The following is a 26,331-nucleotide window of genomic DNA, read 5'->3' on the forward strand; positions in this document are numbered from 1 at the left end:
CCCCCGTTCCAGGCCGAAAGAGACCGCACGAATGTCAGAGAGTCCGGCCGCCGCGAGCCCCTATGAGGTGCTCGGCGTGAGCCCGTCGGTGACCGACGAGGAGTTGCGGCGTGCCTACCGGCGGAAGCTGCGCCAGTCCCACCCGGACGTCGGCGGCAGCCCCGCGTCCTTCCACGCCGTGCAGGTGGCCTGGGAGCGCATCGGCAGCCCGGAATCGCGGGCCGCGTATGACGGTGCCCGCTACCCCGAGACCCACTTCTCCGGCAACTCCGGCAGCTCCGGCACCGGGCGGGCGGCCTCCGCGCGAACGTCCTCCGCCGGCATGAAGGCCCGGATGCACGGGCACCCCGGCGGCCACTCCCGCCAGCGCTACCTCGCCCTGCTGCGCGAATGGGCCGGCCGCGGCACCGTCATCGACGACCCGTACGCGCCCGACCTGATCCGGTCGGCGCCGCGGGAGATCCGGCACCGCCTGGCCAAGGCCCTGGCCGAGGAGAACACCGCCCAGCTGATCTCCGGCCTGGGCATCGGCTTCACCGCCTGGCATGACATCGCCACCCGGGACGACGGAGAGAAAATCGACCACGTGGTGCTCGGCCCGGCCGGCCTGTTCGCGATCCTTTCCGAAGACTGGGGATCGCCCGTGCAGCTGCGCCGCGGGGAACTCGTCGGCGACGCCATCGAGCCCGGCGAAGGACCTCTCGACGAGTTCGGCACGGCCGCCCGGGTCCTGGCCAAGTCGCTGCGGGTGAAGTTCACCGCGCTGGTCGTGGTGGCCCCCGACGAGGCCGTGACCGAACCACTGACCCTGCCCAGCCGCGGCCGGCGCCCGATGGTGGTCATCGTGCCGCGCTCACGCCTGGTCGGGGTGCTCCGCGACGGCATCGCCGGCATGGAACGCGGCAGTTTCGAGAAGGTGTTCGAACTGCGCAGCACCCTACAGAACGGCATCCGCTTCGTCGAGGACTGATTCGTCGACGTCTACGCAGCCCGGGCCAGGCCGAGCTTCTTCACCCAGTAGTCCAGGAACGCGGCGCCCGCTTCATCGTGGATGAGGTCGCCCTCCACGACGACCCGGTACGGCCGCTCCAGGATGCCGTCCGCCGGGCGCACATCCACGTGCGCGACGTCGTAGCCCGCGGCGTGTAGATGATCGGCCATGAGGTAATCGCTGCGCGAATCGCCCACCGAACGCCAGAGTCGGGGGAGCGGTCCACCCTCGGCGAAGAAGGCCAGGGCACGTTTGGCGGCGTGGTCCTTGTCCAGGTCCACCGATTCGATGTCGGTGGAGATGATGGTGGTGTCGATCCGGAACGGCACCGCGCCCGCAGCGTCGGGGGCTACCCGGTCCCCGAAACGCACCCCCAGGCCGTGCTCGATCAGGATCGCGTAGGCGGCCTCCTCGAACGACGCCTGGGCGACATGGTAGGCGGCCCGGTCCACATCCGTGCGCTGTTCCACGGACACCATGGCGAGCTTGGTCTCGTCGAAGAACATGGTGTCGGCGTAGTCGGTGGCGACCAGGTCGCGGATGCGGCCGGCCACGACGTCCGGGAGCGCGACACTGGCGTCGACGACGACGTCGCCTATGCCGGCGGCGGTGATCGGGAACCAGACGGCGCCCTTTTCGCAGACGCCGTACATGCGCATCCGCTCCGGCAGGCCCGCGGCCACGAGTGGGGTCACGACCTGTTCGCGAATGAACTGCGCCGACCTGCCCGTGATGAAACCGATCGGCACGTTTCCGCCGGCGAGGAGAATGAGGTCGGTGATGATGCTCGGCGTGCTGATGGTGCGGGTGTCCGGGCTGGCGATCGGCCCGTCGACATCGAGCAGCAGGCCGAGCGGAGAAGTGGTTTCAGGCATCCTTCATTGAACCAGTTCCGCCCCGGGCCCGCTGCCGAGGTCGGCAGCGCCTATCGTTGGACCTGATGATTACCAGACGAGAAGCAGCGCTCCGCCTCGACATTCCCCTCGAGATGGCGCAGCGCCACGACCTTCCCAGCCGCATGACCGAAGCCCAGCTCGCCGAGATCGAATCGCACCCGCCGGCCTGGCTGGTGCAGTCCCGCGCCAACCGCACGGGCAAGAAACCGGTCTGGATCTCCCTCACCTGCAGCGTGTGCGGCTTCACCGAGGCGGCGCGGCCGAAAAAATGGTGGCCCACGTTCACCTACCTCAGCTGTGACCACCACGGCTACGACGAGCTTCCCGCTCCCGCCGCGGGCCTCAGCCGCCGTGAGGTCGACGGCATCGGCAACCGCTTCATCGGCATCGTCGACGCCGCCGAACACAGCGACTGATTCCTGCACCCCTGACGAACTTCACCCCGCGTGCGTACGCGAGAGAGCAGCACCCATGAGCCTGATCAGGCTGAACGATGTCACCGTACGTTTCGAGAACACCCAGGTGCTCCGCGAGACCTTCTTCCGCCTCGAGCCGGGCGACCGCGTCGGCATGATCGGCCGGAACGGGTCGGGCAAGACCACCCTGATCAAGCTGATCCTCGGCCAGGTGACCCCGGACACCGGCACCGTCTCCGTTGATGACGGGGTGAAGATCGGCTACTTCTCCCAGTTCTCCGAGCTCAATGGGGAATCCACGATCACCGAGGTGCTCGAGGCCCTGTTCGCCCCGATCAAGGCGGTCGAGGCCGAACTCGCGTCGATCGATGCCGCCATCGCCGCGGACTCCTCGGCCAGCGCCGAGCTGGACCGGCTGATCCACCGCCAGTCCGAGCTCTTCGAAGACATGGACCGGTTGGACGGCTGGGATTACCCGCGTCGCATCGACGCGGCCCTGACCATCCTGAACTTCGACGAAGCACACCGCACCTGCGCCATCGACGAGCTCTCCGGCGGCTGGCGCAACCGTGCGGCCTTGGCGAAGATCCTGCTCGAGGCGCCGGATGTGCTGCTGCTGGACGAGCCGACCAACTACCTCGATGTGGCCGGCGTGGAGTGGCTGGAGAGCTGGTTCCGCGACTTCAAGGGCGCCGCGGTGATCGTGTCGCACGACCGCACCTTCCTCGACGCCGTCGTGACCCGCATCATCGAGCTGGAGAACTTCCACCTGCACGAGTACCCGGGCAACTTCGGCCAGTACGTGGTTCAGAAGCAGTTCCGGCTGAAGACCCTCGACGCCCAGTTCGTGCACGAGTCCGAACTCCTCGCCTTCGAATCCGAGGGCATCGTCGACCGGCGCGAGGCCCAGAAGAACGCCAGCCGCAAGCTCGGCGGCCAGCTCGCGACCATCAAGAAGTCCCGCACGCCTCGCCCGGTCGATAAGATCATCACCGAGATCTACGGCAACCTGCACGTGAAGGATGTGCTCTGCCGGGTCGAGATGCTCAGCAAGGCCTACGGCGACAAGGTGCTCTTCAACGACCTGAGCTTCGAGATCCGCCGCGGCAACCGCATCGTGGTGCTGGGCGCCAACGGCAGCGGCAAGACCACGCTGCTGCGGGTGCTCACCGGTGAGGAATCGGCGGATCACGGACACGTCGACTGGGCCAAGGGCGCGGGCATGGTCTCCTACAACCAGGTGCTCGCCGAGCTCGACGACACGGACACCGTCAGCCACGCCGTCAACGCCCTCGAGGGCAGCCTGGCTTTCACCGCCACCCGCAAGTCGGTGAACCGGTTCCTCACCATGTTCCAATTCTCCGAGGCGGACCTCAAGCAGAAGATCGGCAACCTCTCCGGCGGCCAGAAGGCCCGCGTTGCGATGGCGCAGTGCCTGCTCTCCGGAGCCTCGGTGCTGCTGCTGGACGAGCCCACCAACCACCTGGACATGTCCAGCACCCAGGTGATGGAGCGCGCCCTGTTGCACTTCCCCGGCGCCGTTGTCGTGGTCAGCCATGACCGGTTCTTCACCGACAAGATCGCCAACCGCCGTCTGGTCTTCGGTAGCGAGGGCGCACTGGCGGGCGAGGTCGAGGTGGCCGTCGCCTGACCGGCTGCCGGCCCCGCGATTCGCGGGAGCCGCGCCGTTGCGCGGGTGGCGAGCCACCCGCGCTACGGCGCCTGACCCGCGGATCGCTGAGTCCAGTCAGGTTCGCTCCGGGCCGGCGAGCGTGCCGTCGGGGAGCGCGTCGCGGATCGATCCGGGGCCGGTGCCCAGGTGTAGCGGCCAGACCACCTCGGCGCTACCCGGGAGTTGCCAGACGAGACCCTCGAGCGCGGACGCTTGGTACAGCGGCTGGCCGCTGGGCCGACCGGCGCCGGGATCCTCGATTTCCGTGTACACCGAGGTCGGGTCCAGATACTCGTCTACGTAGCTGCGGGCGCCGTCCCAGGCCGGGTTGAGGTAGGCGACAATCGCCGTTCCGAGCGGCACGATCCGCGTGCACTGGTCGGGGCTGCCCGAACCGAATTCGATGTAGACGCTCGCGTCGGCGGCGGGATTCAATTCTCCGGAGACCACCGTGACGTTCCGCACGACGATCACCGCGCTTCCGGTAGTGGACGTCTCGTTCGGTGCGCTGTAGGTGGTGTCGCGGCCGGCCTGCACCCGATCGATCTCACCCGCGATCACCACGGTGCTGTCCCCGGCCAGAACAGCCAGCGACTCGATCGGGTCGTAGTCCACGATCCCCGGTGGGCTGCACGCCGTGAAAACCTCGGCAGCACTGGGGCCGACTGGTACGGCGCCGATGGTCGGGCCGGCTCCAGCCGGTCCCGCGGCGTCGCCGTGGCCGCATCCGGTGATCAGCACACCGACGCACGCAACGGCGACGCACAGCGGCCAGGCCCGTGCGCGGGCTGTTCGGTAGACGTCCTACCCACTACTGTCCGGCCGGCCGCAATTGGTTCCCCTACAGTGTCGCGCGCACCTGCACGGTCGTCCCGGCGGGCGCGTACGGCACGGTGCGGCCGGTGATGCCAACTCCATCGACCTCGAGGCTCGCCCGCGAGCCCTCCCGGCCCGAGTTCACCACCGTGATCACGTAGGTCGCCCCGCGCGCCTGCCGGGTGACCGTGAACTCCGCGACATCCGGCCCGATCTGCGGGTCGACGACGAGCCCGTCGTAGTCGGTGCGCACGCCGAGCAGATACTGGGAAACCGTCACGAAATTCCACGCGGCGGTGCCGGTGAGCCAGGAGTTCTTGGCCTCACCGTGCCGGGAGGCCTCCTTGCCGGCGATCATCTGCGCGTACACGTATGGTTCGGTGCGGTGCACCTCCGAGATGTCCTCCCGGTAGGCCGGGGTGATCTTGCGGTAGTGGTCGAACGCCTTCGCGCCGCGGCCCAGCACGGTCTCACCGATGATCACCCAGGGGTTGTTGTGGCAGAAGATGCCACCGTTCTCCTTGTAGCCCGGGGGATAGGTCGAGACCTCGCCGAGTTCGATGCGGTAGCTCCTGTAGGCCGGGTATCGCAGCACCAGGCCGTGCTCCGACCCGAGCAGCCGGTCCACCGAATTCAGCGCTCGGTACGCCGGGCTGGTCGTCGTCGGCGTGCCATCTGAGTTGTGCTCCACGCCCACGCCGGCGAGGACGGCGAAGCCCTGCGGCTCGATCCAGATCTGGCCCTCGGTGTCTTCGGCGGTGCCGACCTTGTTGCCGTAGAAGTCGTACGCGCGCAGGAACCAATCGCCGTCCCAGCCGTGGGTCAACAGCGCCTCGCTCATGTCGGCTGCCGCCGTGCGGGCCAGGGCGGCCTGCGCCGGGTCGCCGCGGCGGTCGGCGATGGTGGCGTACTGCCCGGCCGCGAGCACGAACTGCGCGGCGATGAAGGTCGATTCCGCCACCCCGCCGGCCTGGTTCTCGGCGGTCTGGAACGATTCGCCGGGGGTGGTGGAGAAGCAGTTGAGGTTCAGGCAGTCGTTCCAGTCGGCCCGGCCGATCAGCGGCAGGCCGTGCGGGCCGAGGTTGTTCCGGGTGAACTCGAACGACCGGGTGAGGTGGGTGTAGAGCGTTTCGGCGAGGGCGTCGTTGTTGTCGAACGGCACGATCTCGTCCAGGATGCCGTCGTCGCCGGTCTCCTTGAGGTAGGCATCCACGCCGATGATCAGCCAGGCCGGGTCGTCGTTGAACCCGGAGCCGAGTTCGTTGTTGCCGCGCTTGGTGAGGGGCTGGTACTGGTGGTACGCCGACCCGTCCGGCAGCTGGGTGGCGGCGATGTCGAGGATGCGTTCGCGGGCGCGGTCCGGGATCAGGTGCACGAAGCCGAGGAGGTCCTGGGTGGAGTCCCGGAAGCCCATCCCGCGGCCGATGCCGGTCTCGAAGTACGACGCTGACCGGCTCATGTTGAAGGTGACCATGCACTGGTACTGGTACTGGTTCCGATGTTGACCATCCGGTTGAGCTTGTCGTCGGGGGAGGTCACCGTGTACGCGGAGAGCAGGTCGGTCCAGTAGACGCCGAGGGCGTCGAACGCGGCATCCGCGGCTTCTGTGGTGCTCAACCGGGCGAGCAGCGCCTGGGCGCGGGTCTTGTTGATGATCTGCTTGGCGTTGTCGGCCCATTTTTCCTCGCCGTTCTCCGGCGTGTTCTCCACGCACCCGAGCGCGAACACCAGGTCCCGGCTCTCGCCGGGCTGCAGGGTCGAGTCGATCTGGTGGGAGCCGATCGGGTACCAGCCGGACGCCATCGAGTTCTGGCTCGCGCCGGCGTGCGGCACCTTCGCCTCGGCGAGGGTCTCGTAGAGGCCCACGAAGGTCTCCCGGTCGGTGTCGAAGCCGGCGATCTCGGCGTTGACGCCGTAGACGGCGTAGTGGTCGCGCCGTTCGCGGTATTCGGTCTTGTGGTAAATCGCGCTGCCGTCCACCTCGACCTCGCCGATAGAGAGGTTGCGCTGGTAGTTGGTCTGGTCGTCCTGGGCGTTCCAGAGGCAGAACTCGAGGTAGGAGAACAGGGAAAAGGTCTTCTCGGTGTCCGAGGTGTTCGTGATCGTCACCTTCTGCACCTCCGCGGTCTCGCCAAGGGGCACGAAGTAGAGGGTGGAGACCTTGAGCCCGCCGCGTTCGCCGGTGATGCGGGTGTAACCCATGCCGTGCCGGGTCTCGAAGAAGTCGAGGTCCTTCTTCATCGGCAGCCAGCTGGAGGTCCAGACGTCGTCGCCGTCGTTGATGAAGAAGTATCGTCCGCCAGAATCGGTGGGGATGTCGTTGTAGCGGTACCGGGTGAGGCGGCGCATCTTCGCGTCCTTGTAGAAGGTGTATTCGCCCGCGGTGTGCGAAACGAGCGAGAAGAAGTCTTCGCTGCCCAGGTAGTTGATCCACGGGTAGGGCGTCACCGGGGTCCCGATGACGTATTCCCTGGCTTCATCGTCGAAGTGGCCGAACTTCATGCGTGCAGCTTTTCATGTCGGGTGAGAGCGCTCTCACGAACGCTTGGCTTGACTCTAGCAGGACCACCGAGAGAGCTCCCGCTCACCCGGGACGTCCCGCACCTGCCGCCGCTAGCCGTGCGATCCCTCGGGTACGACGGCGAGCGCGCTCCGCAGTGGGTTCGGTGTTGGACCAGCTTCATGCCCGAGCTGCAGTCAGCACCTTCGGCGGACTGGACGCAGTGACCGCGTCTTCCAGGCCACCTCATTACGGCTCGAAAAAAAGCTGAGATTCGCTGCGTTAACGAGACGGGGCCGGATCCTGAGATCCGGCCCGTGAACTGTCTCAACCAGTTCTCGTTGATCGTTGTCTTACCAACAATCTCCGTGTCCGAGGGGGGACTTGAACCCCCACGCCCTATACGGGCACTAGCACCTCAAGCTAGCGCGTCTGCCATTTCCGCCACCCGGACTGGATGTTTTCGGCCGCAGTTATGTTTTGCTGCCGGGGAATAACTTAGCACGGATCTTCGCCCGCTCCTGACACCAGGGGGTGCCTCCAACCCTCGTGGCGGCCTCGGCATGACCCCGAAATCGCACCCGGAGACGGACCGGAGCCGATGCCCGGTAGCGTGAACTGCATGACAGCCTCCGCCACCACGCCTCCCGCGGTCGACACGCTCGACCTGACCGCCGAGATCGCCCGCGACCTGATCCGGTTCGACACCACCAACTACGGCGAGGGACGCTCCAACGGGGAAACGGATGCCGCGGAGTACGCGGCAGAGAAACTGCGCGACCTGGGCTTGGCACCTGAGCTGATCGACGCCGCACCCGGCCGCACCAGCGTCGTCGCCCGGGTCGCCGGCCGTGACCGGAGCAAAGGCGCCCTCGTGGTGCACGGGCACCTGGACGTGGTGCCGGCCGAACCGGCGAATTGGTCGGTGGACCCGTTCGGCGGCGAAATCCGCGACGGCATGCTGTGGGGACGCGGCGCGGTGGACATGAAGAATATGGACGCGATGATCCTCGCGTCCCTCACGGATGTGCTCGGATCCGGCGGCCAGCCCGAACGCGATCTGGTCGTCGCGTTCTTCTCCGATGAGGAGGCCGGCGGCGTGCTCGGCTCGCACTACCTGGTCGACACCCGGCCAGACCTGTTCGCGGGCGCCACCGAGGCGATCAGCGAGGTCGGCGGATACTCGATCAGCATCGGCGGGGAGCGCGCCTACCTGCTGCAGACCGGTGAGAAAGCTCTTATCTGGCTCAAGCTCGTGGCGCACGGTCCCGCCGGGCACGGTTCCCGCCTGGTCACGGACAACGCGATCACCCGTCTCGCCGAGGCCGTTGCGAAGGTGGGGCGGCGCGAATGGCCGATCCGGCTGACGAACACCACCCGGCAGCTGCTCTCCGAGATCGCCCGCATCCTCGGCGTCGAACCGCAGTCGATGGGGCCGGACGAACTGGCCCTGGCCACCGGCACCGCGTCCGGTTTCATCCAGGCGAGCCTGCGCACCACGATGAACCCGACCGTGTTGCAGGCCGGCTACAAGCACAATGTCATCCCCGACCGGGCCGAGGCGCTCATCGACCTCCGCTCGCTCCCCGGCGAGGAGGACGCCGTGCTGGCGGAACTGGCCGAACTGGTCGGCCCTGACATCGAGATCGTCGTGATGCACCGGGATGTGGGCCTGGAAACCGAATTCGCCGGCCCGCTGATCGACAAGATCGTGCAGACCCTCGGCACCCACGACCCCGGCGCCCCGGTGCTGCCGTACCTGATGCCGGCCGGCACCGACAACAAGGCGCTGAGCAAGCTGGCCATCAAGGGGTACGGCTTCGCCCCACTCAAGCTTCCCGCCGAGCTGGATTTCCCGGCGCTGTTCCACGGCGTCGATGAGCGGGTGCCGCTGGACGCATTAGTGTTTGGCAGGACGGTTTTGACCGATCTGCTGTCGACGTACTAGCCCACTGTCTTAGCTACCGAGCAGCACACAGCACAAGCGAAACGAGTATCACGTGGACTTCCTCAACGCGGTCATCCTGGGCCTGGTCCAGGGGCTGACCGAATTCCTGCCGGTTTCCTCCAGCGCCCACATCAGCATCGTGGGCCAGTTCCTCGGCACCGGTGAAGACCCCGGCGCCCGGTTCACCGCCATCACGCAGATCGGCACCGAAGCGGCTGTGGTGATCTTCTTCTGGCGCGACATCGTGCGCATCATCGGCCAGTGGTCGAAGTCCCTGGTCGGCAAGGTCCCACGCAGCGACGACGACGCCCGCATGGGCTGGCTCATCATCCTGGGCACCCTGCCCATCGTCGTGCTGGGCCTGCTCTTCCAGGACCAGATCGAGACGACCCTCCGCAACCTCTGGGTCACCGCCATCATGCTCATCGCGTTCGGTGTGCTGCTGGGCATCGCAGACTACGTCGGCGCCAAGCGCCGCCAGCTCGGCGACATCACCGTCGCCCACGGCACCATCTTCGGCTTCGCCCAGGCGCTGGCGCTCATCCCCGGCGTCTCCCGTTCTGGCGGCACCATCACCGCCGGCCTGTTCCTCGGCTACGAGCGCGCCGCCGCCGCCCGCTACGCCTTCCTGCTCGCCATCCCCGCCGTCCTCGGCAGCGGTTTCTACCAGGTCTACAAGTCGGTCAAGGAACCCTGTGTCGCCGCTGCGGCGAACTGCACGCCCGAACTGTTCGGCCCGCTGGAGACCCTCGTCGCCACCGTCGTGGCGTTCATCGTGGCCCTGTTCGTCATCGGCTTCTTCATGAGCTACATCTCCAAGCGCAGTTTCATGCCGTTCGTGGTCTACCGCATCGCCCTCGGCATCGTCGTGATGGTTCTGCTCGGCACGAACACCATCACCGCGTAGTTAGGCTGGAAGCATGCGCGCCTGGTCACATCCCGTCATCCCGTCTATTCCGGGACGTTCAGACGCTCCCCGCCTGCACGACACTGCGACGGACTCCATCGTCGAAGCCAAACCGACGGATGTCGCCCGGCTGTACGTCTGCGGGATCACCCCCTACGACGCGACCCACCTGGGCCACGCCGCCACCTACCTGGCCTTCGACACCCTGCAGCGGGTCTGGCGGGACGGCGGCTACCGGGTGCACTACGCCCAGAACGTAACCGACGTCGACGATCCACTCCTCGAACGCGCGACCGCGACCGGTGTCGACTGGCGCGAACTCGCCGTGGAGCAAACCGACCTGTTCCGGGCCGACATGGAGTCCCTCGGCATCATCCCGCCGGATGACTTCGTCGCCGTCACCGACGTCATCGACGACATCTCCGCCGCCGTGCAGACGCTGCGGGAATCCGCCCTGGCCTACAAGGTGCCGACCCCGGACGCTCTGGCGACCCCCGACGGCCCCGGCGCCGACCTGTACTTCGACATCCGTGCCGCGGAGCGCCAGGCGCCCTGGGTGCTCGGCGAAGAGAGCAATCTGGACCGCGCGACGATGCTCGCGCTGTTCGCCGAACGCGGGGGAGACCCCGACCGGGCCGGGAAGCGCGACCAGCTCGACCCGCTGCTCTGGCGGGCCGCCCGTGCGAATGAGCCGTCCTGGGAGTCCCCGGTGGGCGCTGGCCGGCCGGGCTGGCACATCGAGTGTTCCGTGATCGCCCTCGCCGAGCTCGGCACCGACTTCACGGTGCAGGGCGGCGGCAGCGACTTGATCTTCCCGCACCACGACATGAGCGCCGGCCACGCTGCCGCGCTGTCGGGGCATCCCCTGGCGCAGGTGTACAGCCACACCGGCATGGTGGCCTACCAGGGCGAGAAAATGAGCAAGTCCCTGGGCAACCTGGTGCTGGTCTCCAAGCTCCGTGCCGGCGGGAGCGATCCCCGCGCAATTCGCCTGGCCCTGCTGGCGCAGCACTACCGCACCGACTGGGAGTGGACCGCCGAGCAACTGGAGGAGGCCGAAGCCCGCCTGGCCGTGTGGACCCTCGCATTCGGCCCGATCGCGGTTCCCGCCGCCATCGCCGCCGGGACGGCGGGGGAGAGCGCCGCGACGGTCGTCGACCGGATGCGCGCCGCCCTCGTGAACGACCTCGACACCCGCGGCGCCCTCGCGGCAGTGGATGCGGCCGTCGCCGCCGGCGTGGACGACCCGGCCCTGGTGGGCCTCGCCATCGACGCGCTCCTGGGCGTCAAGCTCTAGCTGCCGGCGCACTCGCGAGCTGCCCACTTCCGGACGAGTTGGGCACGTCCGGAAGGCCTAGGGCTGGCGCGGCTCCGGGCCGGGGCCGGGGCCCTGACGGCCGTCGGCCCAGCCACCCTGGCCGTCACCGCGCTTCCGCAGGTATCGTTCGAACTCCTGCGCGATAGCCTCACCGCTCGCCTCGGGCGAGTCGACGGTATCCCGGGCCTGTTCGAGCTGCCCGATGTAGGCCGCCATCTCCTCGTCCTCAGCGGCGAGGGCGTCGATGCCCGTCTCCCATTCGGAGGCGTCCGTGACCAGGTCGCCGCGGGGAATGACGACGTCGATGATCTCCTCGAGCTTGTCGATCAGGGCGAGCATGGCCTTGGGTGACGGTGCGTTGTGCACGTAATGCGGCACGGATGCCCAGATCGACAGGCTGGGGATGCCGACAGTCTCCGCCGCTGAGGCGAGCACGCTGAGAATCCCGACGGGGCCCTCGTAGGTGCTGCGCTCGATCTGCAGTTCGGCGCGCACCTCGGGGTTGTCGCTGGAGACGAAGATCGAGATGGGGCGAGTGTGCGGCACGTCGGCCAGCATCGCACCGAGGAACACGATCCCGCTCACATCGGCGGCGAGGACCGAATCCAGAATCTCCGCCGTGAAGCTTTTCCAACTGCGGGACGGCTCAGTGCCGATGAGCAGGTAGATATTGCCGGCGTTGGTGCCGCTCACCTTGAGCTGCGCATCCTCGGCGAGAGGCACGCCGCTGCTGCCGGGCACCACCGGGCCGTACATCACGGCGCTCGGCCATTCGATGACCCGCCGGCCATCCTCGTCGGTGGATATGGTGGGCCGGTTGAACTGATAGTCGAAGTAGAGTTCGGGGTCGATGCGCTTGACCTCGTCGACGTCGAGGAGGTCCTTCAGGGTGTTCACGGCGCCCGTGGCGGCTTCGCCCGCGTCGTTCCAACCTTCGAAGGCGACCACCAGAAGTCGCCCGCTGAGGAACCCATTGCCGTCTGTCACTGCGTGAAACCCCTGTATTCCGGCCGCCGCGACTGGGTGGCCTCCTTCAAGGATAGGCCGTGCCCCCTAAACTTGAACCCCGTGACACCGATCCCCGCACTCTCGTCCGTCCCAGCTGCCGTTCTCTGGGACATGGACGGCACCCTCGTCGACACCGAACCGTACTGGATGCGCGCCGAACACGAACTCGTCGAGTCCTTCGGCGGCGTCTGGACCCACGCCGACGCCATGCTGCTCGTCGGTTCCGGTCTGCTGGGTTCAGCCGCAATCCTGCAGAACCGGGGAGTGGACCTCCCGGCCCGGGCGATCGTCGACACCCTGACCACCCGGGTGCAGGAGCAGCTCGAGTCAGCCGGCATCCCGTGGCGGCCCGGAGCGCACGAGTTGCTCACCGAGCTCCACTCCGCCGGCGTTCCGATGGCGCTGGTGACAATGTCAGAACAGCGGATGGCGCGCCAGATCGCCGGCCTGGTCGGCTTCGACGCCTTCACCACCATCGTCTCCGGCGACATGGTGCAGCAGAGCAAGCCGCACCCGGAGTCCTACCTCCTGGCCGCAGAGGTTCTCGGCGTCGATCCTGTGCACTGCGTCGCCATCGAGGACTCCCTGCCCGGCGTGGCCGCGGCCGTCGCCTCCGGCGCCGTCGTCCTCGCGGTCCCGCACATGGTGCCGATCGAGCCGAGCGAGCACTACACCTGTCTGGACACCCTGGCCGGCACCACGCTGGCCTCCCTCAGCGAGCTGTACGGGTCCCGGCGGCCCGCTCCCCATTCCCACCCCACTACCACCGAGGACGCAACCCGCGCATGAGCGACAACCAGGTCATCCAGAACAGCGGTCCGTTCCGCGCCGGCGACAGAGTGCAGCTGACCGGCCCGAAGGGCAAGCTGAACACCATCACGCTCGTCCCGGGCAAGACCTTCCACACCCACCGGGGCATCCTCGAGCACGATGACATCATCGGCCGCCCGGATGCATCGGTGGTCACCAACAATGTGGGCGTCGAACACCTGGCCCTGCGCCCGCTCCTCATCGACTTCGTGATGAGCATGCCGCGTGGCGCGGCGATCATCTACCCCAAAGATGCCGCCCAGATCCTGGCCCAGGCCGACATCTTCCCCGGCGCCACCGTGGTCGAAGCCGGCGTCGGCTCCGGCGCGCTGTCACTCTGGCTGCTGCGCGCCATCGGCCCGGCCGGCACCCTGGCCTCATTCGAACGCCGCGAAGAATTCTCCGACGTCGCCCGCTCCAACGTCGCCACTTTCCTGGGCCACGACCCGCAGAACTGGACCATCACCCTCGGGGATCTCGCCGACACCCTGCCGGAAACCATGCCGGCCCAGTCCGTCGACCGCGTCGTCCTGGACATGCTCGCGCCCTGGGAGTGCATCGACGTCGTCTCCGCCGCCCTCAAGCCTGGGGGAGTGCTGCTCTGCTACGTGGCCACAGTGACCCAGTTGTCCAGGGTGGCCGAAGCCATCCGGGCCACCGGCGACTACACGAACCCTGATTCGCACGAGACGATGGTGCGCGGCTGGCACGTCGAGGGTCTCGCGGTCCGTCCGGATCACCGCATGATCGGGCACACCGGGTTCCTCATCGCCGCCCGCCGCCTGGCACCGGACACCATCCTGCCCGAACTCAAGCGCCGACCGTCGAAAACCGACTTCAGCGACGCCGATGTCGAGCTGTGGACGCCCGGTGCGCTGGGCGAACGCTCCGTGAGCGCCAAAGTGATGCGCAAGCGCAACCGCACCGCCGAGACCGGCGCAGCGCTCTCCAAGGCCCGCGACCTCGACGCCGGTTAGACTGGTCGTCGGCCCGCCGCCCGCACCAGGCTGCTCGAGCCTGCACTCTCCCCGCAATTCACACACCAGCATCACGCTGTTCGCTTCCCTGTATCGAAATGAGGACTCGTGCGTAAAGTTCCCGCACTCATCGCAACCGCCGGCCTGGTGCTCGCGACCCTGACCGCCTGCAGCCCAGGCTCGGCGGCAGCGGACTGCACGGCGCCGGCGACCGCAGGGGACGCGTCGGACCTCGTGTCGGTGACGGGCGACTTCGGCGCGGTTCCGACCGTCGACTTCCCGTTCCCGCTGAAGACCGATACCACCCAGCGCAGCGAGATCATCGAGGGAACCGGCCCCGGACTCGTCGACGGCCAGAAGGTGCAACTCGAATTCTCCCTCTACGACGGCACCTCCGGCGCCGAGATCCAGAAGAGCGCCTACGACGAGAAGAGCGCCCAGACCTTTGCCGTCGGCGTCGAGATGCCCGGCGGACTGACCGACGGCCTGCTCTGCGCCCAGGTGGGTTCCCGGATCGCCGTGGTCACCGCGCCCGGCGCCGAGAACACCGGCGCCGACACTACCGACTCGCTCGTGATCGTGATCGACGTCGTCAAGAGCTTCCTCACCCGCGCCGATGGTGCGGCCCAGCTGCCCGTCGCGGGCCTGCCCGCCGTTGTCCTGGCCGAGGACGGCACCCCCGGCATCACCGTGCCGTCCAAAACGCCGCCCACCGATCTTGAAGTCGCCGTCCTCCAGAAGGGCGACGGCGCGCAGGTCGCCAAGGGCGACAACACCATGATTCACTTCACCGGCGTGATCTGGAGCGACAAGAGCGTGTTCGGTTCCACCTGGGCTGAAAACGCTCCGGTCTCGCTGGTCGCCGACGAGACCGCCGAGGACAAGGGCATCTCCACTCTGGGTCAAGCCCTGATTGGGCAGACCATCGGGTCGCAGATCCTCGTTGTGATCCCCCCAGAGCTCGCCTACGGCAGCGAGGCGACCGGCACGATCCCGGCCGACTCGACCCTGGTCTTCGTCGTCGACATCCTGGGCGTCGAATAGACGTCTCGGCTCCCCGGCCCCGCCGACCCATCCGGAACGCGCACCGGATGGGTCGGCCGCCTCTCAAGCCCCGGTAGGATCGCGTACGTGTCGCCCACCCCAGAACACCAGCATCCCGTCACCGTCGAGGAACGCCTCTTCAGCCTGGTCCTCGCGCTGATCGCGACCCAGATCGGCCTGACCAAGAGCGAGATCCTCTCCACGGTGCAGGGCTACCGTCAACGGTTCCAGATCGGCGGGGACAACGCCAGCCTCGAGCGCCAGTTCGAACGCGACAAGGACGACATCCGGGAGCTCGGCATCCCGCTGGAGACCATCGAGTCGCCCGACGATCCCGGCAGCAACCATCACCTGCGCTACCGCATCCCCAAGGGGCTGTACGACCTGCCGGCCGACATCACGTTCTCCCCGGACGAGATCATGCTGCTCAAGCTGGCCGCCACGGTCTGGCGAGAGGGATCGCTCTCCGCAGAGTCCCGGCGCGCGCTCACGAAACTCAATTCCCTCGGGATCGATTCGACGGATCCGATCGTCGGCTACGCCCCGTTCCTTCGGGCACGGGAATCCTCGTTCGAACCGCTCAGCAAGGCCATGGATCGCGGCCAGGTCGTTGCCTTCCTCTACCTCAAACCGGGGGAGAGCGCACCACGCCGCCGGGTCGTGGCCCCTCTCGCCGTGGTTCTGCACGAGGGCCGCTGGCACCTGTACGGCACCGACCAGGACGCCGCGGCCCCCCGCACCTTCCTGCTGTCCCGGATCGTGGGACCGGTAGTCGCCCGCCCCGGAGGCGGCGCGCGGCGCGCCGACGATGGCCAGGGCGAACGGGCGCTGGCCGAGCTGGACGCGCTCTGGCAGGCCCAAACCGCCTCGATCGCTGTCGAAGCCGGGTCGGACGCCGCCGTGCGGCTCGGCAAACGCGGCGCGCCCGGAGTCGACGCCGACACCGTCGACCTGCACTACACGGACCTCAACATCCTCGCTGACGAGCTGGCCGGCTACGGCCCCGAGGTTCTGGTGCGCTCACCGGCCGCCCTGCGCGAGGCCGTGCTGACGCGCCTGCGCCAGGTGCGCGACAGCCACACGATTCCGACGGAGGCCGACCGATGACCGCCAAGCCCGCCGCGTTCGGCGCCTCGGACAAGCTCACCTTCCTGCTTTCCCTCGTGCCGTACCTGATGGACCACGACCGGGTGAGCGTTGCCGCCGTGGCCGAGCATTTCGGGGTCACGCCCGAGCGGGTCAGGGACGCCGTCAACCTCATCGCCATGTCCGGTGTGCCGGGGGAGACCCGGCAATACCTGCACGGCGACCTCTTCGACATCCAGTGGGACGAATTCGAGACCAACGACACCATCGTGCTCACCCACCTGGTCGCCATCGACGATTCGCCCCGGTTCTCGGCGCGGGAGGCGGCCGCGCTGATCGCGGGGCTGCAGTACCTGTCTGCCCTTCCCGAGAACGCCGACAAGGAGGCGATAGCGTCGCTGATGGCCAAGCTCAGCCGCAGCTCCACGGGTGCCCCGAGCCAACTCGCGGTGTCCCGCACGGATGCCGACGTCGCGATCTCCGTCATCCAGGGTGCCGTGCGCGCGGGTACGCAGGTCGAATTCGACTACCTCAGTGCCCGCGGCAGCGCCGAGCACCGCCGGGTCGACCCGGTGCGCATCGAGTCCGTCGACAATGACTGGTACCTGCGCGGCTGGTGCCACCTGCGGGGGGCCATGCGCACCTTCCGGCTGGACCGGATGAGTGCCCTCACCTCCACCCTCGTCCCGGCCGATACCCACGACGATGACGCCCAGCAGCCCGGGGCGTTGTTCGTGAGCTCCGCAGACGACCTGACGGTCACCATCGAGCTCCCGGCGTCCGCGCTCGGGCTCCTGGCCGACTACGGTCCAGAGCCCACCAGCTCGGCTGCCGAGGGAGACCTCACCCGCGCCTCCCTCCGGGTCTCGCACTTCCATGGGCTCAAACGCTTCGTCACCGGCCTGGCCGGGGTCGTCACGGTCGTCGAACCCGGAGCGGCCCGGCAGACCGTGGCCGACTGGGCGGCGTCCGGCGTTGCCCGGTACGACGCCGAATCCGACCGGAGCGCTCCGGATACGGCCCGGCCATGATGCCGGTCTGGTCCTGGATCCTGATCTGGACGCTTCTGGCGGCCGGTCTGATCGGCATGCTGACCTGGTTCGCCGTGCGGCTGTTCCGCAAGCTGATGGGCACCCTCGGCGCCCTGGAGGATCTCGGCGACCAGCTGGCCGAGCTCGATCTGGACCGGGAGCTGCCGCGGGCCCGTTTCCGCCCCGCGGTCTTCCGGAACCGGCGTGAGCTCGCGGCGGCGATCGACCAGGCCCGGATCGGCCGGGCGCACCGGCGGGCGCACCGTCGGGATCTCGCAATCGGCCGGGGTAAACTACTCCAACACACTCCCTACAAGCCAGAGGATCGACCCCCATGTTGAGCAATCTGACCGGATGGCACTTCCTGATCATCCTCGTCGTCATCCTGCTGTTGTTCGGTGCGCCCAAGCTGCCCGGCCTCGCCCGCAGCCTCGGCCAGTCGATGAAGATCTTCAAGAGCGAGATCAAGAGCGACGCCGTCGACGAGCCCGCCGACACCGCCGGAACCGCGGCGCGCCCGGACACCACTGACGGCACGTCCCGCCCCGTCGGCCCTGGCGACCAGACGAAGTCCTGAACCCGTGTCCGTCCGCACCTCCAAGCGTGCGAACCGGGCCGGCACGATGTCGCTCGGCCAGCACCTCGTCGAGCTTCGGAAGCGCCTGTTCCGCGCCGCAGCCGGCATTCTCATCGGCGGCATCATCGGCTGGATGCTCTCCGAGGGTGTCTGGGATGCCCTGCGCCAGCCCATCTACGCCATCATCGAGGCGCAGAACCGGAACGCCCAGATCAACTATCCGGACATCACCTCCGCCTTCGACCTGCGGCTGAAGATCGCGTTCTACGTCGGGCTGGTGATCTCCAGCCCGGTCTGGCTGTACCAGATCTTCGCATTCCTCATGCCCGGCCTGACCCGGGGTGAGAAGAAGTACGTCTACGGTTTCGTCCTCACGGCCGTCCCGCTCTTCCTCGCCGGCTGCGCCGCCGGCTGGTACGTGCTCCCGCAGATCGTCGGCCTCATGACCAGCTTCGCGCCTCCGGAAGACGCCGCGTTCATCAACGCCCAGAACTACCTGGACTTCACCCTCAAACTCATGGTCGCGATCGGGATCGCTTTCGTGCTGCCGGTCCTCGTGGTCTTGCTGAACTTCGCCGGGGTGATCAGCGCCCAATCGATTATCAAGTCCTGGCGCGTCGCCGTGCTGGTGATCATCCTCTTCACGGCCATCGCCACCCCCGCCGCCGACGTGGTCTCGATGTTCATGCTCGCCGTCCCGATGGTCCTGCTGTACTTCGCGGCGTACGGGGTGGCCTACCTGCACGATCGGCGTGCCGCCCGGCGCGCCCTCGCCCTCGAACGGGAGTTGGCGCTCTAGCGCATGACCAGATGACAGACATTCAGTCGCCGGCGGACCGGTACACGGCAGCTCGCCTGCGCGCCCAGACCCCCAGGCTCGAGACCTTCCGGCGCGGCCTGCGCTTCGACCTGGACGCGTTCCAGCTCGCCGCCGGCGCCTCGCTCGAGGCCGGCAACAGTGTCCTTGTCGCCGCCCCGACCGGTGCCGGGAAGACCGTCGTAGCCGAGTTCGCCATCTTCCTGGCCATGCAGCAGCCCAACGCGAAAGTGTTCTACACCGCCCCGATGAAGGCGCTCAGCAACCAGAAGTTCCAGGAACTCGTCTCCGAGTACGGCGCCGACCAGGTGGGGCTCCTCACCGGCGACACCAACGTCAATGCCGGCGCCCGGATCGTGGTGATGACCACCGAGGTGCTCCGCAACATGCTGTACGCGGACTCCGACCTCTTGGCGAACCTCGCGTTCGTCATCATGGACGAGGTGCACTACCTCGCCGATCGGTTCCGCGGAGCCGTCTGGGAAGAGGTCATCATCCACCTGCCGCAGTCGGTGCGGATGGTGTCGCTGAGCGCCACTGTGTCCAACGCCGAGGAATTCGGTGACTGGCTGCAGGCGGTGCGGGGCGACACCGATGTGATCGTCTCCGAGGAACGCCCGGTACCGCTGGACCAACACGTCCTGGTCAAGAGCAAGATGCTCGACCTGTTCGACTCGTCGGGCCTGGCCGCGACGCACCGGGTCAACCCGGAACTGGCGCGGCTGGCCCAGTCCGGCGGACGCCCGGTCCTTGACCGCTCCGGCCGCGGCCGCCGCGGCTCCAACCAGAACCGCTATCACCAGCAGCGGATCCAGTCGGACGCCGGCCGGATGGACCGGGCCGAGATCGTTCGGCTGCTCGAGGGCAAGCACCTGCTGCCCGCCATCTTCTTCATCTTCAGCCGGGTCGGCTGCGACCAGGCGGTCCGCCAGGTCCTCCGGGCCGGCGTGCGCCTCACCGACACCGCCGAGCGCGATGAGATCCGTCAGATCGTCGACGAGCGCTGCCGCACTCTCCTCGACGAGGACCTCGCAGTGCTCGGCTACTGGGAATGGCTGGACGGCCTCGAACGCGGTGTCGCCGCGCACCACGCCGGCCTCCTGCCCGCGTTCAAGGAGGTTGTCGAGGAACTCTTTCAAAAAAAGCTGGTGAAGGCGGTTTTCGCCACCGAAACGCTGGCGCTGGGGATCAACATGCCCGCGCGGACGGTGGTGCTCGACAAACTCGAAAAGTTCAACGGTGAAGCCCGGGTGCCGATCACCCCGGGGGAGTACACCCAACTCACGGGCCGGGCCGGGCGGCGCGGCATCGACGTCGAAGGGCATGCCGTCATCCAGTGGCAACAGGGCCTGGACCCGCAGGCGGTCGCCTCGCTGGCCTCCCGCCGCACCTACCCGCTGAACTCGAGCTTCAAGCCGACCTACAACATGGCGGTCAACCTGATCGACCAGTTCGGCCGGGAACGTACCAGGGAGGTGCTGGAGTCCTCGTTCGCGCAGTTCCAGGCTGACCGTGCGGTGGTCGACCTGGCCCGCCGGGTGCGCCAGCAGCAGGCGTCCCTGCACGGCTACGCCACTTCGATGGCCTGCCACCTCGGTGACTTCACGGAATACTCCGGCATCCGCCGCCGGCTCTCCGACCTCGAGCGGGAGAACGCGGCCGCGGACTCCAACGCGCGAGGCCGCGACCGCCGCCAGAAGGAACTGGCCGCCCTGCGGAAGCGAATGCGCTCGCACCCGTGTCATAGCTGCCCCGAGCGGGAGGCGCACGCGCGCTGGGCCGCCCGCTGGTGGAAGCTGACCCGGGAGACCGAGGCGCTGACCAGCCAGATCACGGCCCGCACCGGCGCCGTGGCGCGGGTGTTCGACAGGGTCACCGACGTACTCCTCGAGTTCGGCTACCTGCTGCCCGGCGAGGGCCGCACGGTCACCCTCAGCGAGAGCGGCCGGATCCTCCGCCGAATCTACGCCGACCGGGACCTGCTCGTCGCCGAATCGCTCCGGCGCGGCCTGTGGAATTCCCTCGACGCGCCCAGCCTGGCCGCGATGGCCTGCGCCCTGGTGTTCGAGCCGCGCCGCGATGAGGGACTCACCGACGAGCGGTACCTGCCCAAGGGCCCTTTCCGGCCGGCGATGGATGCCACCCAGACGCTCTGGAGCCAGTTGGACGATCTCGAGCGCGACCACAAGCTTCCCGGCAGCAACCCGCTGGCGGGCGGTCTCAGCCTGGCCATGTGGAAATGGGCCAGGAGCGATTCGCTCGGCTTGGTGCTCGAGGAGGCCGAGATGGCCGCGGGGGACTTCGTGCGCTGGACCAAACAGACCATCGACCTGCTCGACCAGCTGTCCCTGGTGGCGGACGGCCCCGTCGGGCGCACCGCCCGCGTCGCCATGGACTCCATCCGCCGCGGCATCGTGGCGTATTCCTCGGTCGCATAGGCTGTCGAAGTGAAGACAGCCAGACCGCGTAGCAGCGCCCTGCCCCTCTGGGCGGCGATCCTGCTCGCTGCCGCTGCCGGCGCCATCCTGGACGGCGGGTTCCCGGACCGGTCCTGGTGGATTCTCGCGCCCATCGGCGTGACCCTGATGCTGCTCGCCCTCGTCGGCCGCGGCCCCTGGACCGGGCTTCTCGTTGGCCTGGTCGCTGGGCTCTCGTTCTGGCTCATCCACATCAGCTGGCTCACCCTGTACCTCGGACCGGTACCGTGGCTGGCCCTCGCCGGCCTGGAGTCGATCTTTTTCGCCGTCGGCTTGGCGCTCACGGCGGTGGTCATGAATACCGGCCCCCGGGTCTGGCCGACCACGGCCGGCCGGCTGGGGCTGGTTCCGGTGGCCGTTGCCGGGCTGTGGACGGCACGGGAGGCGATCAGCGCGGTCTGGCCCTACGGAGGTTTCTCCTGGGGACGGGTGGCGATGTCACAGTCCGAGAGCCCGTTCAGCGGGCTCGTCGCGTGGGTGGGCATGTCCGGGCTCAGTTTCCTGATCGTGTGGCTCTGCGCGCTCGTGCTGCAGCTGGGCCGCGAACCGCACGTGCGCATCGGCGTCCGTGGGGCCATCGCCGTGGCGGCCGTCGCTACGCTGCTGGCCTTTCCGGCCTGGCCCACAGTGCAGAGCGGCACCTCCCGGATCGCGGCGGTGCAGGGCGCCTCGGATGCCGGCCTGTTCGCCCAGAACGCCCCAGGCCAGATCCTGTCCGACCACGTCTCCGCCACGCTGCCGCTCGTGGGGGACCCGGTGGACTTCGTCGTCTGGCCGGAGAACGGTATCGACGTCGACCCGCTCCGCTCCGCTGATTCGGCCCGCGTGGCCGACTACATCAGCCAGGCCATGGCTGCGCCGCTGATCGCCGGTACCATCACGGAGCGCTCGGGCAAGTACTACAACACCTCCCTGCTGTGGGAGGCGGGGGAGGGCGCGGTGGATCTGTATGACAAGGTGCACCCGGTGCCGTTCGCCGAATACATGCCCGACCGGGCCTTTTGGCGGCCGTTCGCTCCAGAGTTGATTGATCTGGTCTCCCGGGACTATGAGATCGGCACCAGGGACAACGTCTTCGACATCAACGGGATCATGGCGGGCATCGCCATCTGCTTCGACATCGCCGACGACCAGTTGGTCCAGGAGATGATCGCCGATGACGCCGAGGTCATCCTCGCACAGACCAACAACGCCGATTTCGGCCGTACCGACGAGTCGGTCCAGCAGCTGGCGATCGCGCGGTTGCGCGCCATCGAGGCCGGCCGGACCGTCGTCAACATCTCCACCGTCGGCACCAGCGCCATCATCACGCCCGACGGGAAGACCCTCGACAGCCTCCCCACCTGGGAAGCCGGCGCCATGGTCCAGACGGTTCCGCTCAGCACCACGGACACCCCCGCCATGACCATCGGTCGCCTGGTGGAGTGGTTCGTCTCCGGTGTCGGGCTGGCCGGCCTGCTGTTCTGCCTCCGGACCGGCCGCACCGCGCGCCCGGCCACCGGGCTCCGGTTGCCGGCGCCGCAGCTTGCGCCCGACCGGGCCCGGATACGAAAACGGCGCCGGGGTTAGCCGGCGCCGTTTCTCACAGGTGGCGGGAAGCTGGGCTTCCCGGCGGTCGTTACGCTCCGACCTTCTGGCCTCGACGCTGCCGCAGGACCGTCAGGCGTTCCTCCAGTAGTTCTTCGAGCTCGGCCCGGGTGCGACGCTCCAGGAGCATGTCCCAGTGGGTGCGGGCGATCTTCTCGTCGGAGTGGTCGACGACCACGGGCTTCGAATCGACCAGCCGGGTTGCGGTCTGGGAGCAGAACCGGCACTCCCATTCGTCGGGTGCTTCCGCCTCGGCGGAGAAAATCATCACCGTCTCGCGCGCACACGTTGCACACAAGTACGTGTGACTGACGCGTGGGGAAAAGGTCACGCCCTCTTCGCTCTGCAGGCTCTGTGAACCCAATCTCATTCCACGTAAACTACGATCTGCCATCGTGTGGTCTCCTCTCGCGATGCCTACCTAGTTGTAAACCATGAAGCTGGACGTTATCTTTCCGTCATCGCTGATCTGGCGGGGTTCTCTCAGGAACAGGCCGGTCCGTGGAGCCTAGCCGGTGTCCCCTAGGGCGTGGCTGCCGGGGGAGTGCGCCAGGCGTGCGGCCAGGTCACAGCGGTCGGTCACCAGCCCGTCGACGCCCAACGCCAGCAACCGCCGCATCTGGGCCGGATCGTTGACGGTCCAGACGTGCACCTCGATGCCGATGGCGTGCATGCGCCGGATGACCCGGGGGGTCACGATCCGCAGCGGACCGGCGTGCTCAGGAACCTGGATGGCGCTGACCCCGCGGGAGAGCCAGCGAAGCGCCCAGTGCTGGCGGAGCGCGACGGCCACCAGGAGCACCGCCACCCCCGCGGCGGAGGCGGAACTGACCGTGCCCGGCGCGGCCCGCACGACCCGTCGGCGCCGCGTCTCCGAGAACGAGGTGAGCAGCACCCGGTGGCCGGCCTGGGCGGTGTGGATGGCCTGCGCGGCCGGGAGGACGGCGTCGGCAGACTTGATGTCGACGTTGAACAGCGCTGCAGGGAACGCGGCGAGGGCCTCGGCGAGGGAGCAATAGGTCTGGCCCCGGCCCAGGTCGATCCGCGCCAGCTGCGCCATGGTCAGCCGGTTCAGGGCCGGCCCCTTGTTGGGCAGGGTCGGGTCGTGGCTGAGGACCGCCACCCCGTCGCTGCTGGCGTGCACATCGGTTTCGAGATGCGTCGCCCCCGCGGAGAGCGCGGCGACGAACGCCAGCAGGGTGTTCTCCGGCGCCTCCAGGCTCAGACCCCGGTGCGCGAGGATTCTCGGTCCCGCCGGTGCGAGGTAGGCGGCCAGGTCAGGGCTCACGACGGGGCACCGATGTTTCTCCCGCCGGCCCGGCCGGTTCGGGGCCGGGCGGTGCGGTCGGGTCGGTCACCGGGTTCGGGCCGAAGGCGCGCCCGATGCCCTTCATGGCTTCCGTCAGTTCGCTCGGCACGATCCACAGCTTATTCGCACTGCCATCGGCGAGCTTGGGCAGGGTCTGCAGGTACTGGTAGGCGAGCAGCTTCGGATCGGGGTCGCCGTCATGGATGGCCTTGAACACCGTGGTGATGGCTTGGGCCTCACCCTGCGCCCGCAGCACGGCCGCCTTGGCCTGCCCTTCCGCCTGCAGGATCGCGGCCTGCCTGGCACCCTCGGCGGTGAGGATCGCGGATTGCTTGGTGCCTTCCGCCGTGAGGATCAGGGCTCGGCGGTCGCGTTCGGCGCGCATCTGCTTCTCCATCGAGTCCTGGATGGAGTGCGGTGGGTCGATGGCCTTCAGCTCCACCCGGCCGACCCGGATGCCCCATTTGCCGGTGGCCTCATCCAGCACGATCCGCAGCTGCCCGTTGATGTTGTCGCGGCTGGTCAGGGCCTCCTCGAGGTTGAGTCCGCCGACCACGTTGCGCAGCGTCGTGGTGGTGAGCTGCTCGACGGCGCCCAGGTAGTTGGCGATCTCGTAGGTGGCGGCGCGCGCATCCGTCACCTGGAAGTAGACCACGGTGTCGATCGAGACCACCAGGTTGTCCTCGGTGATCACCGGCTGGGGCGGGAAGGACACCACCTGCTCGCGCATGTCGATCAGCGGGCGCACCCTGTCGATGAAGGGCACCAGGATGTTCAGTCCCGGCATCAGGGTCTTGTGGTACTTGCCCAGGCGTTCCACGACGCCCGCACTGGCCTGGGGGATGATGCGGATGGTGCGCACGAGCACGACAACGACGAAGACCAGGACGACGATGACCAGGACCAGGACGAAGAGTTGGAGGATGAGTTGGTCGGGAGGGGGCACTGGACTAGCTCCTTTCGGCGGGGGTGACGAAGGCGGTGGACCCGTCGATGGCCAGGACCCGCACCCGGTGACCCGGGTCGATGGGTACGGCCGCCTGGCCGGGGGAGAGGTGCGCCGTCCAGGTCTCCCCGTTGTCGAGCTTCACCAGCCCGCCGAGGTCACCGACGGTGGAGGAGACCCGGCCGCCCATGCCGATCAGTGCGGCGACATTGCTGGGCGGCACGTCGGCGCTCTGCCGGGCCATGGCATGCAACAGGACGGGACGGATGAGCAGGAGCAAGAGCACCGACACGGCGGCGGCGACCAGGATCTGCACCCACCAGTCCCAGCCGAGAAGGTTCGCGCCGAGGCCCGCGACGCTGCCGACGGCGATCATCAGAAATGTGAAGTCCAGCGTGAGCAGCTCGATGATGACGCAGACCAGGATGAACACCAGCCATGCGATCCACAGGTAGTCCGTTAAATCCACCATCCCGCAACCCCTCCAGCGTCGGTTTGTAGCGAAGGTAGCACCAGCGGGGCCAAGGCATGTTGATAGTCTTTATGACCGTGAGCACACCTTCGATGAATCCCCTCCAGCCCGGCAGCCTTTCCGGAAAGCGCATCCTCGTCACGGGTTCGTCCCGGGGGATCGGAGCCGACACCGTCGCCTACTTCGCCGAGGCCGGCGCCAAGGTCGTCATCAACTACCGCAACAAGGAAGCGCGTGCGAACAAGCTCGCCACCGCCATCCGCGAGGCGGGCGGCACGGCCATCACCGTCGGTGCCGACCTCACCGACCCGCAGTCCGTCACGGCCATGTTCGACACCATCCGCGCCGAGTACGGCGGACTCGACATCCTCGTGATGAACGCCTCCGGCGGCATGGAAAGCGGCATGGCCGAGGACTACGCGTTGAAGCTGAACCGGAACGCCCAGGTGAACCTGCTCAACGCCGCCTTGCCGGTGTTCCCGCCAGGATCGCGTGTGGTATTTGTCACCAGCCACCAGGCGCACTTTATCGAAACCGTGCCCACCATGCCCGAGTACGAGCCCGTCGCCAAGAGCAAGCGAGCCGGCGAAGACGCGCTGCGGGCCTTGATCCCCAACCTTGCCGTGGAAGACATCTCCCTCGTCGTGGTGTCAGGAGACATGATCGAAGGTACCGTCACGGCCACTTTGCTGGACCGGGCGAACCCGGGAGCCATCGAGGCTCGGC

The 26,331-nt window shown here is 68.0% G+C and carries 26 protein-coding genes and 1 tRNA gene; 17 read left to right on the forward strand and 10 right to left on the reverse strand.

Annotation, left to right across the window (positions count from 1 at the left end):
* Positions 1-31 precede the first annotated feature (31 nt).
* Positions 32-970 (forward strand): DnaJ domain-containing protein, encoded by a 939-nt coding sequence (locus JWP54_RS06865; protein WP_297369337.1) that lies wholly within the window; start codon positions 32-34, stop codon positions 968-970.
* Positions 971-981: 11 nt separating this feature from the next.
* Here JWP54_RS06865 and JWP54_RS06870 read toward each other — a convergent pair whose 3' ends face one another.
* On the reverse strand, positions 982-1,866 hold the full coding sequence (locus tag JWP54_RS06870) for a hypothetical protein (RefSeq protein WP_297369340.1): 885 nt from the start codon (positions 1,864-1,866) through the stop codon (positions 982-984).
* A 65-nt stretch (positions 1,867-1,931) separates the two neighbouring features.
* Here JWP54_RS06870 and JWP54_RS06875 point away from each other — a divergent pair, with 65 nt between their 5' ends.
* Together JWP54_RS06875 and JWP54_RS06880 are read left to right on the forward strand one after the other, a co-directional pair.
* Positions 1,932-2,303, forward strand: a complete 372-nt coding sequence (locus tag JWP54_RS06875; RefSeq protein WP_297369342.1) for a hypothetical protein — start codon at positions 1,932-1,934, stop codon at positions 2,301-2,303.
* Between the two features lie 55 nt (positions 2,304-2,358).
* Entirely contained in the window at positions 2,359-3,954 is a 1,596-nt protein-coding gene (locus JWP54_RS06880) for an ABC-F family ATP-binding cassette domain-containing protein (protein WP_297369345.1), read from the forward strand.
* A 96-nt stretch (positions 3,955-4,050) separates the two neighbouring features.
* Here JWP54_RS06880 and JWP54_RS06885 read toward each other — a convergent pair whose 3' ends face one another.
* The 4 genes from JWP54_RS06885 to JWP54_RS06900 form a co-directional block, all read right to left on the reverse strand.
* The gene (locus JWP54_RS06885; protein WP_297369349.1) at positions 4,051-4,716 is read right to left on the reverse strand and encodes a hypothetical protein; all 666 of its coding nucleotides are present in this window, start codon (positions 4,714-4,716) and stop codon (positions 4,051-4,053) included.
* A gap of 100 nt (positions 4,717-4,816) precedes the next feature.
* Complete coding sequence (locus JWP54_RS06890; RefSeq protein WP_297369352.1) at positions 4,817-6,265, reverse strand: hypothetical protein; 1,449 nt, start codon at positions 6,263-6,265, stop codon at positions 4,817-4,819.
* Complete coding sequence (locus tag JWP54_RS06895) at positions 6,247-7,293, reverse strand: hypothetical protein (protein WP_297369357.1); 1,047 nt, start codon at positions 7,291-7,293, stop codon at positions 6,247-6,249. Before JWP54_RS06895 ends, JWP54_RS06890 begins: the two co-directional genes overlap by 19 nt.
* Positions 7,294-7,660: 367 nt before the next feature.
* Positions 7,661-7,745: transfer RNA gene (locus tag JWP54_RS06900), tRNA-Leu, on the reverse strand.
* A gap of 168 nt (positions 7,746-7,913) precedes the next feature.
* Here JWP54_RS06900 and JWP54_RS06905 point away from each other — a divergent pair.
* From JWP54_RS06905 to mshC, 3 genes are read left to right on the forward strand one after another with little or no spacing between them, the layout of a single operon-like run.
* On the forward strand, positions 7,914-9,239 hold the full coding sequence (locus tag JWP54_RS06905; protein ID WP_297369360.1) for a M20/M25/M40 family metallo-hydrolase: 1,326 nt from the start codon (positions 7,914-7,916) through the stop codon (positions 9,237-9,239).
* Positions 9,240-9,291: 52 nt separating this feature from the next.
* Positions 9,292-10,146, forward strand: coding sequence for an undecaprenyl-diphosphate phosphatase (locus JWP54_RS06910; protein ID WP_297369363.1), 855 nt, complete (start codon positions 9,292-9,294; stop codon positions 10,144-10,146).
* A gap of 13 nt (positions 10,147-10,159) precedes the next feature.
* Complete coding sequence (gene mshC / locus JWP54_RS06915) at positions 10,160-11,443, forward strand: cysteine--1-D-myo-inosityl 2-amino-2-deoxy-alpha-D-glucopyranoside ligase (RefSeq protein ID WP_297369367.1); 1,284 nt, start codon at positions 10,160-10,162, stop codon at positions 11,441-11,443.
* A 57-nt stretch (positions 11,444-11,500) separates the two neighbouring features.
* On the opposite strand, the gene JWP54_RS06920 is transcribed toward mshC, so the two are convergent.
* Positions 11,501-12,451: a PAC2 family protein gene (locus tag JWP54_RS06920; RefSeq protein ID WP_297369370.1), complete on the reverse strand. Its 951-nt coding sequence runs from the start codon at positions 12,449-12,451 to the stop codon at positions 11,501-11,503.
* 81 nt (positions 12,452-12,532) lie between these two features.
* Here JWP54_RS06920 and JWP54_RS06925 point away from each other — a divergent pair, with 81 nt between their 5' ends.
* The 10 genes from JWP54_RS06925 to lnt all read left to right on the forward strand — a co-directional run bounded on the left by JWP54_RS06925 (position 12,533) and on the right by lnt (position 22,860).
* Positions 12,533-13,261, forward strand: a complete 729-nt coding sequence (locus JWP54_RS06925; RefSeq protein ID WP_297369374.1) for an HAD family phosphatase — start codon at positions 12,533-12,535, stop codon at positions 13,259-13,261.
* Positions 13,258-14,259 carry a tRNA (adenine-N1)-methyltransferase gene (locus JWP54_RS06930; RefSeq protein ID WP_297369378.1) on the forward strand — a complete coding sequence of 334 codons (1,002 nt, stop codon included), beginning with the start codon at positions 13,258-13,260 and terminating at the stop codon, positions 14,257-14,259. Before JWP54_RS06925 ends, JWP54_RS06930 begins: the two co-directional genes overlap by 4 nt.
* 108 nt (positions 14,260-14,367) lie before the next feature.
* Complete coding sequence (locus tag JWP54_RS06935; RefSeq protein ID WP_297369382.1) at positions 14,368-15,303, forward strand: FKBP-type peptidyl-prolyl cis-trans isomerase; 936 nt, start codon at positions 14,368-14,370, stop codon at positions 15,301-15,303.
* Between the two features lie 87 nt (positions 15,304-15,390).
* Complete coding sequence (locus JWP54_RS06940; RefSeq protein WP_297369386.1) at positions 15,391-16,410, forward strand: YafY family protein; 1,020 nt, start codon at positions 15,391-15,393, stop codon at positions 16,408-16,410.
* The gene (locus JWP54_RS06945) at positions 16,407-17,420 is read left to right on the forward strand and encodes a YafY family protein (protein WP_297369389.1); all 1,014 of its coding nucleotides are present in this window, start codon (positions 16,407-16,409) and stop codon (positions 17,418-17,420) included. The genes JWP54_RS06940 and JWP54_RS06945 overlap by 4 nt, the downstream gene beginning before the upstream one ends.
* On the forward strand, positions 17,417-17,761 hold the full coding sequence (locus JWP54_RS06950) for a hypothetical protein (protein ID WP_297369392.1): 345 nt from the start codon (positions 17,417-17,419) through the stop codon (positions 17,759-17,761). Before JWP54_RS06945 ends, JWP54_RS06950 begins: the two co-directional genes overlap by 4 nt.
* Positions 17,755-17,997: a twin-arginine translocase TatA/TatE family subunit gene (tatA, locus tag JWP54_RS06955; protein WP_297369395.1), complete on the forward strand. Its 243-nt coding sequence runs from the start codon at positions 17,755-17,757 to the stop codon at positions 17,995-17,997. Before JWP54_RS06950 ends, tatA begins: the two co-directional genes overlap by 7 nt.
* 46 nt (positions 17,998-18,043) lie before the next feature.
* A complete protein-coding gene (gene tatC / locus JWP54_RS06960; protein ID WP_297369426.1) occupies positions 18,044-18,796 on the forward strand; it encodes a twin-arginine translocase subunit TatC in 753 nt (250 codons plus the stop codon).
* A gap of 11 nt (positions 18,797-18,807) precedes the next feature.
* Positions 18,808-21,252, forward strand: a complete 2,445-nt coding sequence (locus tag JWP54_RS06965) for a DEAD/DEAH box helicase (protein WP_297369400.1) — start codon at positions 18,808-18,810, stop codon at positions 21,250-21,252.
* 9 nt (positions 21,253-21,261) lie between these two features.
* Positions 21,262-22,860 carry an apolipoprotein N-acyltransferase gene (gene lnt, locus JWP54_RS06970; RefSeq protein WP_297369403.1) on the forward strand — a complete coding sequence of 533 codons (1,599 nt, stop codon included), beginning with the start codon at positions 21,262-21,264 and terminating at the stop codon, positions 22,858-22,860.
* Positions 22,861-22,909: 49 nt separating this feature from the next.
* Here the strand turns inward: lnt and JWP54_RS06975 are convergent, their stop codons facing one another.
* From JWP54_RS06975 to JWP54_RS06990, 4 genes are all read right to left on the reverse strand, one after another.
* Positions 22,910-23,272 carry an RNA polymerase-binding protein RbpA gene (locus tag JWP54_RS06975; RefSeq protein ID WP_297369408.1) on the reverse strand — a complete coding sequence of 121 codons (363 nt, stop codon included), beginning with the start codon at positions 23,270-23,272 and terminating at the stop codon, positions 22,910-22,912.
* Between the two features lie 114 nt (positions 23,273-23,386).
* Positions 23,387-24,166, reverse strand: a complete 780-nt coding sequence (locus JWP54_RS06980; protein WP_297369411.1) for a glycerophosphodiester phosphodiesterase family protein — start codon at positions 24,164-24,166, stop codon at positions 23,387-23,389.
* A complete protein-coding gene (locus JWP54_RS06985) occupies positions 24,156-25,133 on the reverse strand; it encodes an SPFH domain-containing protein (protein ID WP_297369413.1) in 978 nt (325 codons plus the stop codon). The genes JWP54_RS06980 and JWP54_RS06985 overlap by 11 nt, the downstream gene beginning before the upstream one ends.
* Positions 25,134-25,137: 4 nt before the next feature.
* Complete coding sequence (locus tag JWP54_RS06990) at positions 25,138-25,605, reverse strand: NfeD family protein (RefSeq protein WP_297369416.1); 468 nt, start codon at positions 25,603-25,605, stop codon at positions 25,138-25,140.
* Positions 25,606-25,676: 71 nt separating this feature from the next.
* Here JWP54_RS06990 and JWP54_RS06995 point away from each other — a divergent pair.
* On the forward strand, positions 25,677-26,331 hold a 655-nt coding region (locus tag JWP54_RS06995), incomplete at its 3' end, for an SDR family oxidoreductase (RefSeq protein ID WP_297369419.1).

The organism is Cryobacterium sp., from assembly GCF_025463825.1.
GTDB lineage: Bacteria > Actinomycetota > Actinomycetes > Actinomycetales > Microbacteriaceae > Cryobacterium.

Coding starts and splice junctions, on each gene's coding strand:
- JWP54_RS06895 (WP_297369357.1), bottom strand. CDS start 7,293: ATGAAGTTCGGCCACTTCGACGATGAAGCCAGGGAATACGTCATCGGG.
- tatA (WP_297369395.1), top strand. CDS start 17,755: ATGTTGAGCAATCTGACCGGATGGCACTTCCTGATCATCCTCGTCGTC.
- JWP54_RS06870 (WP_297369340.1), bottom strand. CDS start 1,866: ATGCCTGAAACCACTTCTCCGCTCGGCCTGCTGCTCGATGTCGACGGG.
- JWP54_RS06880 (WP_297369345.1), top strand. CDS start 2,359: ATGAGCCTGATCAGGCTGAACGATGTCACCGTACGTTTCGAGAACACC.
- JWP54_RS06930 (WP_297369378.1), top strand. CDS start 13,258: ATGAGCGACAACCAGGTCATCCAGAACAGCGGTCCGTTCCGCGCCGGC.
- tatC (WP_297369426.1), top strand. CDS start 18,044: ATGTCGCTCGGCCAGCACCTCGTCGAGCTTCGGAAGCGCCTGTTCCGC.
- JWP54_RS06905 (WP_297369360.1), top strand. CDS start 7,914: ATGACAGCCTCCGCCACCACGCCTCCCGCGGTCGACACGCTCGACCTG.
- JWP54_RS06950 (WP_297369392.1), top strand. CDS start 17,417: ATGATGCCGGTCTGGTCCTGGATCCTGATCTGGACGCTTCTGGCGGCC.
- JWP54_RS06990 (WP_297369416.1), bottom strand. CDS start 25,605: ATGGTGGATTTAACGGACTACCTGTGGATCGCATGGCTGGTGTTCATC.
- JWP54_RS06875 (WP_297369342.1), top strand. CDS start 1,932: ATGATTACCAGACGAGAAGCAGCGCTCCGCCTCGACATTCCCCTCGAG.
- JWP54_RS06975 (WP_297369408.1), bottom strand. CDS start 23,272: ATGGCAGATCGTAGTTTACGTGGAATGAGATTGGGTTCACAGAGCCTG.
- JWP54_RS06865 (WP_297369337.1), top strand. CDS start 32: ATGTCAGAGAGTCCGGCCGCCGCGAGCCCCTATGAGGTGCTCGGCGTG.
- mshC (WP_297369367.1), top strand. CDS start 10,160: ATGCGCGCCTGGTCACATCCCGTCATCCCGTCTATTCCGGGACGTTCA.
- JWP54_RS06890 (WP_297369352.1), bottom strand. CDS start 6,265: ATGGTCACCTTCAACATGAGCCGGTCAGCGTCGTACTTCGAGACCGGC.
- JWP54_RS06965 (WP_297369400.1), top strand. CDS start 18,808: ATGACAGACATTCAGTCGCCGGCGGACCGGTACACGGCAGCTCGCCTG.
- JWP54_RS06945 (WP_297369389.1), top strand. CDS start 16,407: ATGACCGCCAAGCCCGCCGCGTTCGGCGCCTCGGACAAGCTCACCTTC.